Here is a 13,399-nt window from a genome sequence, read left to right on the forward strand (position 1 = left end):
AAAGAAATAAAAATGAATGATAATTTAGGAACTCCATTTGGTACTTTAATTAGTTCTAAAGAAATAACAGAAAATAAAATAGATAATGTTAAATATATTGTAAAAGTGAAAACTAATACTATATTTATTATAATATTAATATATTTATGTATTTTTTTGTTTTATGATTATATTGTTTTTTATTTTAGATCATTTAGAAAAGTATATTTAAATAATAGACATATATCTATATTAATATTATTTTTATGTTTTTTAACAATGCCTAATATTATTTATAAGTTTTTCCCTAAATTTGATTCTCTTTACGAAAATAGGGTTTTAGCAAGTAAACCTATTTTTTCATTAGAAAAAATAAGTGACTATCCTTTACAATTTGAAAATTATTATAAAGATAACACTGCTTTTAGAACTCAGTTAATCAAATTAAAAAGAACTATTGATATATTATTTTTTAATCATTATCCTGAAGATACAGCAATATATGGTAGAGATCATAATATGTATTGGGGCTCTGAAATATCAAATTATATTGGAGCTTTAAAAGTTACTACCAATGAACTATTAATATATAAAAATAATTTATTAAATTTTAGGGAGAAATTGAAAAAAAATAATATAGAATTTGTATTAATGATTACACCTAATAAGTCATTTGTTTATGATGAAAATCTTCCAGATTTTATTTACAAGCATAGATCTCATATGACATCAACAGAACAAATATTGCAGTATTTGAGAGATAATACAGATATTAATATAATTTATAATACAGAAGAATTAGCTAAATATAAAGATAAATATAAATTATATTGGGATAATGATCCGCATTGGAATCGTGCTGGAGCATATATATATTATACATATTTAATAAAAAAATTAAATATTAATAATTATATATTAAATATAGAAGATGTGGATATTTCTAAGATTGTTGATTTAAATATTTTTTGTAAAGTTAGAAATACGTATATAAATAAAATAGATTATGATTATAGCATTAGAAATTATTCTACTAATATAATCATATGTTCTAATAATTATAGGCAATATTCGTATAGAAAATCAACTTCTATAAATGATAATAATATTATTTTTGTGCATGATTCTTTTGGAGCATCTATGATAGATTTTATATATTCTTATTTTAGAGAAACAAGATCTTATTATTTAAATAATTATAATTTTAATTTTAATACAAATTTTTATATTAATAGTGATACTGATTTAATAATTTTTCAAACTGTAGAGCATTTATTGCAAGAAAGATTGTTATCATTATTTTAATTAAAATACTTGTTTCAAAAGTCATTTTCTAACTGATAATTATATATTGAGGTCATTTATAAAAATCTAGTATTCAATTTTTATAAATGACTTCGGTATCAAGTAGAAACTATTTTTATATCTATTTAAAATTCCAAAAATATGTTATATTCTAATTCTAATTTTGTTAATTTCATGATTTTGTTTTGATGATATGTCCTGATAAAGATATAATTTATTCCGAATATATGCCTAATTATATAAAAAGAAAGACAACGATAAAAATACTGACATTAAAATAGTTTATCCTAAAGAAGATCTAATAATGTATAAAGATAGATATCAATTATATTATAAATATTCAGATTATACTCATTGGAATAATTTATCTGGTTACATTGCTTATAAAAAATTGATGGAGTACTTTAATATATACATAGATAATTTGGATGATATAAATATATATGAAATAACTAATAAGTATAGACATAATTATTTATACAATAAATATGAAAGTGATTATTATACAGATTTTAGACTTAATTATGAAATATTAAATTTAGATATATATCATTCTAATTATTCAATAAAAAATTATTTGTATTCTGTTGATCCTAATCTACAAAATAATGTTGTAAGAACAAAATCTATATCTAATATTTTATCAGATAATGCTTTAGTTATAAGAGATTCTTATGGTGTAGCTATTTTTGATTATATAGCTTCTTCATTTTATAAATCTAGTTTTATATATATAGACAATTTTAAAAATAATGAAATAATATATAATAATTCCAATATAGTAATTTTTGAAACAGTTGAAAGAGGATTAAAAGATCGATTATTAAATGTATTACCAAGCTATAGGATAGAAGAGATTAATAGAGATTTAAAAACTAACTCTGAGACGGTTAATAATTAGAATATAATTTCATTTAACTTCTTGTGCTGCATTTTTTTTTATTTGTATATAAATAAATAAAGAAATATTTGATTTATACCGTTAATAATAGCAGTATTTTAATTTATATAAGATTTTCAATATGAAAAAAATAGTTGTATTATTAATTATAATTTTTAGTGTTAATCTGTATCCTAAAATAGGTATGAAAGAATCAACCATAGTAGAGAAAAAAGATTATGGTTATATAGTATATGCTGAAGACTATTACAGACTTTATGCATTGCCTTCTTATTACGGCGAGTATGATTTGCTTAGAAATGTGGATTATCTTGAGCGAGCTTTGAATGCCCCTTTTGATTTTGTAAATAGGGCTTTGACTATCATAGAAACAGAAGAGGCATATACTAGATACAAAGATCTAATGCACATGCAGTTTAATTATCTAATTACTCAGAATTATATTTATCTTGCAGGTCTTTATGATAAAGAAAACTATTATTTTTATAATTCACAATTTGATGAGGATATAAAGAAAAGTTTTGAATATGCTGTATTTTTTTATAATTTGGCTAAAGAAAGATGGGCTTTAACAAAAGAATTAGCTGATAAAGTAATGAAAAACAAAGCTAAATTAGAAATGGATAATTTAATAGATAAAGCATATAAAATAGCACTTGGAGAAATAGACTATAATAAAACAGCTGACAGACAGCTTAAGCATATAGAAGACATTTTACAAGAGATGGAAAAGTAATTGAGGAAATATTATGTTTAAATCAATGAACAAATATTATGAAATTAATTTTGACAAAATCGTTGAAATGCGGGAGATGATAATTAAAGAGAATATAGAAATTACATGCGTAAATTCTAATTCTATAAGCATTATTATTCCAGGAACTTCTATAGATTCCTTAATAGAGGAGAATAATGCTAAAAATAATTTATTAAAAGATGCAAAATATTATATATCATCTTTTTCAAGTAAATTTTTTAATTTGGGTAATCCTGAAACTAACACTAATACAGTAGTTGATGGTATGGATGCTAATAAATATGATGAATATGGATATTTCTATCATATTTATAAAAACTGTATGCCTTTTTATGATAAATTAAAGTCTGCTAATGATAATCTGCTAAATAAAATTATTAATGAGAAAACGAATAATAGATTATATGTATTAAAGCCTTATTTAGATGAATTAAAACTTGAAGCTAAGGCACCAAAAGTAACTAATGAGATAGCTATTGATATAGAACGTTTATTAACTGGGCTTGGTATGATAGCCAGATTAGATTTTATAAGATATCTTAAATATATTAAAAGCTCTAAAAAAAATGTTTCAGAAAAATTCAATGTTGAAACAGAAAATTTGATAGTACATATAATTAGTTCTATAGTTTCATATTTAGAAAAAGATTATGTTTTTAGAGATATTTTTGACAAATTGGACATGTTAAATGATGCTAATATATTAAGCCACAGCAATAGAGTATGCATACTTATGATAGAGTTCTTATACTATTATAATAATGTATTTAATAAAGGATTAAGCAATAGGTTAAGACAGGATTATAAAAATATATATTTAGAACAGTATAGAAAGATACTCTCTCATTATAATGTTGTTACAACTATAGAAAAATTAGAAAATGTATTTAAACTAGGGATAAGAAAATTTACTTCTTCTGAGATAGTTAATTATTCTATAGGTGCTTTTTATCATGATACTACAATGCTTAATATGATGGATTTTGTTCCAACAGATGAGTTTATAAAAGACGGAGATTTTAAAGATTTCCATACAGCAAAATCATATTATTTTCTTAAATATGTATTAAATCAGAAAGATGAAGCTTCTCTAATGGCAGGACTTCACCATGAATGTTACGGCTACGGCAGCAGTATATTGAAAAATTTTATGAATAAGAAAATTAATGATCCAAAATATAAATTAGAATTTTTAATGACTTTTGAACCTGATGATATTATTAATGCTGAAGCTTTGGCATATTTTCCTGCTAAAATGCTGGAAGTTGCAGATATATATGACAGTTTAACTTTTATGGGAGGAAGCAGAAATGAAAATCCTCATGAAGTTATAATGTTTATGAAAGAAAATTTTATAGAAGATAAGATAAAAATAGACCCTATAATATTCAATTTATTTATACAGTTTTTATCGGATACTAAGGGCATACAATTGCATGACACTTTTTAATTTAGTATTTGACATTTAACGATAAAAATATATAATGTAACTATGTATAATGTTGTAATAGCAGGTTCTACAGACTTTACATCAGATTGTATCCTACAATTAAAAAAAACTGAGAATGTTAATTTATGCGGTGTTATAGCTCCGATAGATACAAAAAAAGATAGAAAGGGAAATATTATTAATTCTCCAACAGTAGAAACAGCATTGCAAAATAATATCAATCTTTTTCAGCCTGAAAGCATTAATAAGGATGATTTTTATAATGTGCTTACAGATATATCTCCAGATTTTTTAATAGTAGTAGCTTATGGTAAAATATTAAATAAAAGAACATTAGCATTGCCTAAAATAATGCCTCTTAATATACATGGTTCTCTTTTGCCAATATTAAGAGGAGCAAGTCCTGTTGAGCATGCTTTGCTTTATGGTTTAGAGAAAAGCGGAACCACATTGCAGAAAATGGATGCAAAATTAGATGAAGGAGATATAATACTTCAGCATGAAATATGTATAGATAATAATTGGCAATTTAATGATTTGTATGATAAGATAAAAGAAAGCGGAGTTTATCTTCTTGAAAAATTTTTCAAAGATGTTGATAATTATATATCAAATATGGTTAAGCAGGATAATGCTTTGGCTACATATTGTACTAAAATAAAAAAAGAAGACGGCAGATTGGATTTTTCAAAAGATGCATGTATTTTGCATAATATGACAAGGGCTTTCGTAAGATGGCCTACTGCTTACTGCTTTTATAAAGATATATCTATAAGAGTTTTTAGAAGCGAATACAAAAAAGCTTCGGATTCTGCTAATCAAAAAGACTTTGGAAAGATATTAGATTTTAATAATGAAGGAATATATATTCAGGCACTTGACAGTATATATGTTATAAAAGAATTGCAAAGGGAAGGTAAGAAGCGACAGACAGTAAAAGAGTTTCTATGCGGTAATAAATTAATAAAAGGCGAATATTTTAGTTAGAATTGAGGACAGTATGGACAAATTAAAAGAAATATTAAAAAAAATAGTATTTTATATCAATAAATTTATAAAAATAATTTTACCAGATGGTATTATAAGCGATCCCAAATCTTTTTTAGTATTTAAAAGATTAATAATTTTTGCTGTTTTGCTATTTGTTTTGCAGGGAATTATTGTAACTATGATTGTTTTTGTAACTGTTAAGGCTGGCGGAGAATCTTTCGTACTTCCTGATGTTCAGGGAATAGATGTGTTTCAGGCATTTAATATGCTTGAAAAAGAGGGCATGAATTTAAATGTACAAACACATTATTTTAATAATTATCCTTTAGGTACAGTTGTAAGTCAGGAGCCTAAAGGAGGTATTAAAGTAAAAAGAGGAAGAACAGTATATTTAGTTATTAATGTTGCTGAGCAGGCATTAGTGAAAATGCCTGATGTTACAGGTATGAAATATGAAGATGCTGTAAATATAATTAATAATAATGTTATCACAAGTATGACTAATGTAAAAATACTTCCTAAGGTAGAAGTAAGCGATAATATGTATGAAAATGATGTAGTTCTTTCTCAAATACCTTCTCCTGAAGATGTGGTAAGTATGAATACTGAAATAATATTAACGGTTAATAATAAAACATCTCAAGAACAATAACAATATGATTTTTTACTATAGAAAATAAAGAAAATATCTTTTTTTTCCGAATATAACATTGGAGAGTTGTACAGTGGAATCAAAAGGATGTAAATGTGAATTTTGCGGCAGCGATAAATCAGAAGTTTATATAAAAACTGATTTAGTAAGCTACAACAAATGTTTAAATTGCGGTCTTATATATCAATATCCTATATTAAGTCAAGATGAGATAGATGATATATACAGCGATAATTATTTTGAATATGAAGTAGCAAACCAAGATAATTTTTTCGGTCTTATGAAGCTTGCATTAAAGGATATAGGATTTGAGAAAATAGAGGGAGAACTTCCTAATAAGAATGTACTTGATATAGGATGTGCTACTGGTATGATGCTTAATTATTTAAAAACTAAAGGCTATAATGCTCAAGGTGTTGAAATATGCTCATCATCAGCAGAATATGCAAGAAAGAATTATAATATCACGGTTTATGAAAAGCCGTTATTGGATATAGGTTTTGAAAGTGATTATTTTTCTTTTATTCATTTCTCTCATGTTATAGAGCATGTTCCGAATCCTAGCGATACATTGAAAGAGATATATAGAATACTTGCTAAAGGAGGATATTTAGCTATTACAACACCTAATGCTGATGGAATGTTTGCTAAGAAATATGGGGGAACTTGGAGAGCTGTGATGCCTCAGCATTTATGGTTATTTTCCAAAAGTACATTATCTCAATATATGAAAAGTATTGGTTTTAATATAATTAGCGATTTTTCTTGGGGGTCTATACCTATTGAGAAAAAACCGAATAAATTTATTAAAGCTTTTTTTGATAAATATGTTAAATTATTTAATAGAGGGGATGTCATGCTATTTTTATGCAAAAAATAAATAGCTGAGTGTTTGAATTGATTTAAGGAGAATATATGTCTAACGAAAACAGTAAACCTGCATTATCAATTGATGCAAATAATTATGAGTTCTTATTTGATAATACAATAAACACGAGAGAAATATACGATCAAGTAGTTGATGTTGATAGTAAAGATCAAAATTTATATGATGAATTAATCAGAAATTATGTTTATCCAGGTGATACTGTATTAAAATCAATTTCTAAACGCGAAGGTATTAAAGCTGGTAAAAATGTAAAATTTGATAAAATGACAGGTACTTATAAAAGTACTACGAATGGATATGTATTTTATGATGAATTAAAATCTGTTTCTATAATACCAGTTATTAATGTGTCAGATAAATGGCGTGGTGTTATGGTGCTTCCTCCTCAGAAAATATTAAAAAAACAATTAGGTTTAGAAGATATACAAGCTATTATATCTGGGATTCCTATAAAGCTTATGGTAAATTATGATAAGGTTGCTGAGCTTGTTGAATATAATATGAAGTATAATGAAGGAGTCATGTGTGTATTTGTAGAGGGTAAAAAACCTATAGACGGCAATGTTCAGAAAATTATATTGGATTATGATTTCAGTATAGATACTGGTAAAGAATCAGAGTCTGGTGCTATAGATTTTAAGGAGAGAGGATTTATACACAATATAGAAGCAGGAATACAGATAGCCCATTTTATGCCAGAAAAACCTGCTATTGACGGACTTGATATATATGATACAGTTATGGAAGCTCATTATGATGAGGATCCTTGCTATAAATTGGGAAAAAATGTTACTGTTGATCCTGACGGCATTGTTATAAGAAGCGGAATAAGAGGTATATTGACTAATCATAATAATACATTATCTGTAAGTACTGTAGCAGAAATAGATAAAGTTGACTTATCTACTGGAAACATAGAGGTTAATGGATCTCTTATCATTAAAGATAATGTTGCTCCTGGTTTTATAATAAAAACAGAAGGAGATATACTAGTTAGGGGAAATATAGAGGATGCTCAAATTGAATGTGCTGGAAATTTGATAGTATCGGGCGGAATAATAGGCGGAACTAACAGCAGTATACGTGTTAATGGTAAAATATTTTCTTCTTTTATTAGAAATGCTAATATAGTATGCAAGGGTGATATATTAGCTAATCAGCTTGTTAATGCTGAAATAGCATGTAATGACAGAGTAGTAGTGTTAGAAGGAAAGGGAGTTATAATAGGCGGCAATATTAAGGCTTTAAATGGTGTATGGGCTAAGAGTATAGGGTCTATGAGTGAGTCTAAGACAACAATTACAGTTGGAAGAGATGCCGAAGCTGATGCTGAGTTTAAAAATATAGTTTCTACAGTAAAAACTAACAAAGAAGAAATTAGTAAGATTAAATCTCTTTTAGGTACAGAATATTTTAAAAATCCTAAAGCATTTATAGAAAGAATACCTGCAAATAAAAGAGAGGGTATTAAGGATATATTAAAAAGAATAACAAATCTTGTAAAAGAAACAGCTCAGTTAGAGGCTAGAAGAGATGAGATGAGTGCTGAATTTGAAAAATTATCCCATAGCAGCATTACTTCTATGGAAGGATTTTTCCCAGGTGTTACTATTTATATTTCAAGTGTAAGAAAATATATATCTAAAAAGATTTCAGGTACAGAATATTTTTACTCTAAAGAATTAAGAGATATATCTGAAAAAGCACCTAAATTGCTTCCTTTAGAGGAATATGATTTTCCGAGAGAGATAAAAGAAGATTAATAGACTTGTTTCAAAAGTGCTTGACAAACAATTTTACTAGTTTGTTATTTTATGCTATATTAAATAATATTAATTATGATTTAATTAGGTGTTTTACATGTTGTATAAATTGTATGTTTAAGATGCAAAATGCAGTTCTTTTGGTTCTTTTATATCAATAAAAGAACTGGGGTTTGGGGCAAAGCCCCAACTATAATTTTAAAATATTAAATAAAAATTTATAAATATTAATAAATTTAGTTTTGAAACAAGTATAATATTAAAAAGACAAGGTTTATAAACCCTGTCTTTTTGTTTTTGTATTTTTATATTTCACATACAGGAGATTGTCTTACTCTTATTTTAACAGCACTTCCTTCACCAAATACAGAGTTCATATATTTTTGATATTCTTCAGTACTATCTATAGGAATCAAAGCCTGTATAGTACCAGCAAATCCTCCTCCATGTACACGGCATGCTCCTTCATCCTTTAAGAAGTCTTTTGTTAAAGTAATTGCTAATGCCACACCCATATTTCTTGAGCTAGTAACAGAAAAACAGTTTTGCAAGTACATAAAACTTGAAAGTCCTGATTCATTCATAAGTTTTATATACGTTTTTATATCATTATTTTTTAATGCTTTTATTTGATTTATTACTCTTTCATTTTCTTCCAAAAAGTGATATGCTCTCATTATAGCTCTATCTCCGATTTTTTCCCTTAATTTTGAGGCATTATCTATCAATTCCTGCTTATTTATTTCTCTGCATACTTTTTTTCCAAAATAATTTGCAGCTGCATTCATCTCTTCCCTTATAGCAGCATATTCATTTGTAAGCGAACTATGATCTCCTTTAGCATCAACTATCATAAGAGCATAGCCTTCTTTTTCAAAATCATATTCTACTTTTTCTATTATAGGATTATCATTGTCTTTAAAATCTATAGACATTATTCCGCCTACAGAACATCCCATTTGATCCATAAGCCCGCATGGTTTTCCAAAATAAACATTTTCAGCATACTGACCTATTTTAGCTATATCAACCCTGCTTATTTTATCATCATTATATAAAGCATTCTGTATTTCTCCTATTAATGATTCAAAACTAGCTGAACTGCTTAGGCCGCTTCCTATAAGCACTTTATTATTCAATGATATTGTACATCCGCCTGTATTATAGCCTCTATTTTTTATTCCTGCACAAACCCCTCTGCTTAAAGCATTAGATTTACCGTATTCATCTTTATCAATATCTAAATTATTAACATCTATTACATCAGGATTGTTTGAATAGTCTGTGTAAACCACTATTTTATTATCATCTCTTTTCGAAACCACTGCAAGTTTATCCAAATTTATAGAAGCTGTTAATACGCATCCGTTATTATGGTCTGTATGATTTCCTGATAATTCAGTTCTTCCAGAGGCACTAAATAAATATATTTCTTCATTTTTATCTATATTTTCAAAGTGTTTTATAGTGTTGTTTAATCTGTCATACGCTTCTAAGATGCTGTTTTTATCTCCTCCGTATATTAGAGAGAATTTTTCATCCATCTTTTTTTCTTTTAATAATTCCTTTAATTGACTTATATTGTACATACTAGCCCTCTTTTTTGTATAATAATTATTACTAATTATGATATATAATTATATAAAATTTGTCAAAGATAAAATTATAAATATTTTATATAAATTTTATTTACAAATAATACATACATTTACTAAAAATTTACTTATATTGTAAAAAAAGTATATTTTTTAAATTTTATAGTAAAAAATATTTACATTACTATAGACTTTTTTAATTTTTTGTAATATAATATTATTATAATAATTGAGCTTATATAGGGGTTATTTATGAAATTTATGCAAACTTTAAAATTTAAAATGCCTTTTACTATCATATCTTCTGTAGCTGTAATGCTTCTTATACTTATGATAGTAGTAATTTCTGCTTCTGCTGTTTTTATGGAAAGAACAGCTTTAAGAGGATTTATGGAAACTGCCGACGGATACAGGGATTTAGTTTCTATATGGATAGAAGATCAGGCAGATTTGACTTCTGTTATATCAAAAGAATCTGAATTTTTAGATTATTTCTTAAATCCTTCTCAGGATAATTTGAATATAGCGGATAATGAGTTTAATGAGCTTTTAAAAGAATTAGAATCTCATTATTCTGCATTTGCTTTGATTGATTTGAATGGAAATGTAGTACTTGATACTGCTTCAAATACTCAGTTAGATTTAATATCAGAAAAGACTATATGGCGTGAGTTAAAAGATAATAATTATAAATATGCAATAGAGGATGAGATATATTTATCATCTGTTACAGATAATTATGTTATAGGTGTTTTAGCAGGAGTATTTGATGATGAAGGAAAAGTATCAGGAGTATTATATGGTGAATTAAGATGGGATTCATTTGTTCAAAAATATTTTTCTGAAATAACTATAGGCGAAACTGGAAATATTTATGTTGTAGATGAGGATGGAAAAAGAGTTGCTCATAAAGATGTGAATAAAGTTAATACAATATCAATAGGTTCAAAAAATGCATTATCTGCTGCTGATGCTCAAAGAAAAGGTACTTTGCATTATGAAGATGAAGGAGCAAAAGTTATGGCTTTTTCCAGACTTGATAATATAGATTGGATAATGTGCGTTACTATGCTTGACAGTGAGTTTTTTGCTGATAGAAATACTCTTATAAAAATAACTATTATTTTAAGTATAATTCTTCTTATTATAACTTCATTTATAGTTATAAGCTATGTTAATGTACATATATCAAGAGTTTTATCAAGAATAGCTAATGATTTAAATAGACTTGGAAACGGAGATTTGACTGTATCTGCTCCAAGTAAATTTTTGGCTAATAAATATAAAAATCATGAATTCGGCATAATAGCTAATGGATTTAATAATACAATAGAAAAATTAAAAAATATAATTGAGAATATAATAGATTCTTCTAATAATATAGAATTAACTTCAAAAGAATTAGCCAGCGGAAATAATGATTTAGCTTTAAGAACTCAATCTCAATCTTCATCACTGGAAGAAACAGCAAGTTCAATGGAGCAGATGGCTTCTAATATAAAAAATTCTGCTGAGAAATCTATTATAGGAAATAATATGATGAATGATTCTAAAAAATCTGTAGAAGAGGCTGGACTTATAATAGACAGCACAACAAAAAGTATGGAAGCTGTTTATGAAGCAAGCAGAAAAATAACTAATATAACAAAACTAATAGAGGATATTGCATTCCAAACTAATATATTGGCACTTAATGCATCTGTAGAAGCAGCACGTGCTGGAGAACAAGGAAGAGGATTTTCTGTTGTAGCATCAGAAGTTAGAACTTTAGCACAAAATACTCAAACTTCTGTTAAAGATATTACTTCGTTAATAGCTGATTCTGATGAGAAAATAAAAATAGCAACTGAAGCAGCTAGAAAATCTCAGGAGATATTTACTGATATCAAGGATAAAATAGAAAATACAGCAAGCATAATGAAGGATATTTCTATAACAGCAGTAGAACAGCAGTCTGGAGTGGATCAGGTTAATCAGGCAGTGTTAAGAATGGATGCAAGTACTCAGGAAAATGCTAGCTTAGTAGAACAGTCAAAAGATGCCAGTGTAACATTAAGCAGCGAAGCACAAAAACTTATAGATGTTGTAAGCTATTTCAAATTATAAAATATATAGAATGGTTTTTATAATGAGCTTGAATTATAATGATTCAGGCTCATTCTGTTTCTATAGCTGGTTTAAATCCTTTTTCATCTAGGGCTTTCTTAATTCTTTTGTCTATATTTTTGTCATCAGTTAATACAGATATGAATTTTAATTTAGGCAGAGTTTCTTCTGTAAACATATTTACATCAAAGCATTTTACATTTTCTAAAATCAATGTTCTTATTTTTGTATGATTTAATATAGAATCCATATTATCAAGATTTCTTAAATTTCTTAAAACAACAGTTTTTAAACTTTCTAAATTGCTTAAATCAGGAATTTCTTTAAGAGCTTGTATATTATTAAGTTCTAATTTCTTTACAGTCTTCATCTCTGATAGGAAATTAAATGATCTCATATTTTTACCTTTCTCTAAATAAAACTCCTCAAGTTCCGGAAGTTTTTTAGGTATTTCTTCTTCATGCGAAGCACCTGAGAGTATAGCTAATTTTTTTATATTAGGATTTTTATCAAAAGACTCCATTCTAAAAGTTCCTGCTCCTATTTCTCTAATAGTGGGTCTTGTTGCTAAATAAACATCCTGTCTTAATGTAAGCCCATTTTCTATATATATGCTTTCTAAATTTTCTATATTATCAAGAGGTTTTAATTCCATATCTTTAGGCAAATCTCCGTATAGGTGAAGGCTTTTTAAGTTAATTAATCTTGCAAATATATCAACACCTTTTAATGGAAATTTCAAAGATGCATGATATATAAGATTCTTGATATCAGGCAAAGCTATTAATAAATCATTTCCCATTACATTGTTTTTATTATTTTCATCTTTATCAGAAGATATGTTTAAAAAGAAATCATCTCTATTTTTTAATATATCATTAAGCGTAGATATATTTTCTTTAGATATACCCATATCATCAATAAATAGTATATAACTTTTCTCTGAAAGAAGTAAATCAAATAGAGCTTGATTATCCAATGAAGATATTTTTATTTTTTCCATATTGTCCTA

General features: G+C 26.4%; 11 protein-coding genes. 9 read left to right on the forward strand and 2 right to left on the reverse strand.

Annotation, left to right across the window (positions count from 1 at the left end):
• The 8 genes from Q0J69_RS10705 to Q0J69_RS10740 all read left to right on the forward strand — a co-directional run.
• A partial coding sequence (locus Q0J69_RS10705) for a hypothetical protein (RefSeq protein WP_297207276.1) occupies window positions 1–1,284 on the forward strand: 1,284 nt, incomplete at its 5' end.
• A 304-nt stretch (window positions 1,285–1,588) separates the two neighbouring features.
• Window positions 1,589–2,185: a hypothetical protein gene (locus Q0J69_RS10710; protein ID WP_297207279.1), complete on the forward strand. Its 597-nt coding sequence runs from the start codon at window positions 1,589–1,591 to the stop codon at window positions 2,183–2,185.
• Between the two features lie 121 nt (window positions 2,186–2,306).
• Entirely contained in the window at window positions 2,307–2,921 is a 615-nt protein-coding gene (locus Q0J69_RS10715; RefSeq protein ID WP_297207283.1) for a hypothetical protein, read from the forward strand.
• A 13-nt stretch (window positions 2,922–2,934) separates the two neighbouring features.
• The gene (locus Q0J69_RS10720) at window positions 2,935–4,392 is read left to right on the forward strand and encodes a hypothetical protein (RefSeq protein ID WP_297207286.1); all 1,458 of its coding nucleotides are present in this window, start codon (window positions 2,935–2,937) and stop codon (window positions 4,390–4,392) included.
• 42 nt (window positions 4,393–4,434) lie between these two features.
• Window positions 4,435–5,379, forward strand: a complete 945-nt coding sequence (gene fmt / locus Q0J69_RS10725; protein WP_297207288.1) for a methionyl-tRNA formyltransferase — start codon at window positions 4,435–4,437, stop codon at window positions 5,377–5,379.
• A gap of 13 nt (window positions 5,380–5,392) precedes the next feature.
• Window positions 5,393–6,034 carry a PASTA domain-containing protein gene (locus tag Q0J69_RS10730; RefSeq protein WP_297207291.1) on the forward strand — a complete coding sequence of 214 codons (642 nt, stop codon included), beginning with the start codon at window positions 5,393–5,395 and terminating at the stop codon, window positions 6,032–6,034.
• A 73-nt stretch (window positions 6,035–6,107) separates the two neighbouring features.
• Entirely contained in the window at window positions 6,108–6,914 is an 807-nt protein-coding gene (locus tag Q0J69_RS10735) for a methyltransferase domain-containing protein (protein WP_297207294.1), read from the forward strand.
• Window positions 6,915–6,949: 35 nt separating this feature from the next.
• The gene (locus tag Q0J69_RS10740) at window positions 6,950–8,686 is read left to right on the forward strand and encodes a FapA family protein (RefSeq protein WP_297207297.1); all 1,737 of its coding nucleotides are present in this window, start codon (window positions 6,950–6,952) and stop codon (window positions 8,684–8,686) included.
• Between the two features lie 305 nt (window positions 8,687–8,991).
• On the opposite strand, the gene Q0J69_RS10745 is transcribed toward Q0J69_RS10740, so the two are convergent.
• Window positions 8,992–10,275: a galactokinase family protein gene (locus tag Q0J69_RS10745; RefSeq protein ID WP_297207299.1), complete on the reverse strand. Its 1,284-nt coding sequence runs from the start codon at window positions 10,273–10,275 to the stop codon at window positions 8,992–8,994.
• Window positions 10,276–10,533: 258 nt separating this feature from the next.
• Between Q0J69_RS10745 and Q0J69_RS10750 the strand changes: the two genes are divergently transcribed.
• Window positions 10,534–12,387, forward strand: coding sequence for a methyl-accepting chemotaxis protein (locus Q0J69_RS10750; RefSeq protein ID WP_297207302.1), 1,854 nt, complete (start codon window positions 10,534–10,536; stop codon window positions 12,385–12,387).
• A gap of 49 nt (window positions 12,388–12,436) precedes the next feature.
• Here Q0J69_RS10750 and Q0J69_RS10755 read toward each other — a convergent pair whose 3' ends face one another.
• A complete protein-coding gene (locus Q0J69_RS10755; protein WP_297207304.1) occupies window positions 12,437–13,390 on the reverse strand; it encodes a hypothetical protein in 954 nt (317 codons plus the stop codon).
• Window positions 13,391–13,399 lie beyond the last annotated feature (9 nt).

This window comes from uncultured Brachyspira sp. (assembly GCF_944388875.1).
In the GTDB taxonomy this organism is placed as follows: domain Bacteria; phylum Spirochaetota; class Brachyspiria; order Brachyspirales; family Brachyspiraceae; genus Brachyspira.

What these genes read in the sequence shown, in the direction of transcription:
- Q0J69_RS10730 (WP_297207291.1), top strand. Translation starts at nt 5,393, where the DNA reads ATGGACAAATTAAAAGAAATATTAAAAAAAATAGTATTTTATATCAAT.
- Q0J69_RS10710 (WP_297207279.1), top strand. Translation starts at nt 1,589, where the DNA reads ATGTATAAAGATAGATATCAATTATATTATAAATATTCAGATTATACT.
- Q0J69_RS10740 (WP_297207297.1), top strand. Translation starts at nt 6,950, where the DNA reads ATGTCTAACGAAAACAGTAAACCTGCATTATCAATTGATGCAAATAAT.
- Q0J69_RS10715 (WP_297207283.1), top strand. Translation starts at nt 2,307, where the DNA reads ATGAAAAAAATAGTTGTATTATTAATTATAATTTTTAGTGTTAATCTG.
- Q0J69_RS10745 (WP_297207299.1), bottom strand. Translation starts at nt 10,275, where the DNA reads ATGTACAATATAAGTCAATTAAAGGAATTATTAAAAGAAAAAAAGATG.
- Q0J69_RS10720 (WP_297207286.1), top strand. Translation starts at nt 2,935, where the DNA reads ATGTTTAAATCAATGAACAAATATTATGAAATTAATTTTGACAAAATC.
- Q0J69_RS10750 (WP_297207302.1), top strand. Translation starts at nt 10,534, where the DNA reads ATGAAATTTATGCAAACTTTAAAATTTAAAATGCCTTTTACTATCATA.
- Q0J69_RS10755 (WP_297207304.1), bottom strand. Translation starts at nt 13,390, where the DNA reads ATGGAAAAAATAAAAATATCTTCATTGGATAATCAAGCTCTATTTGAT.
- fmt (WP_297207288.1), top strand. Translation starts at nt 4,435, where the DNA reads ATGTATAATGTTGTAATAGCAGGTTCTACAGACTTTACATCAGATTGT.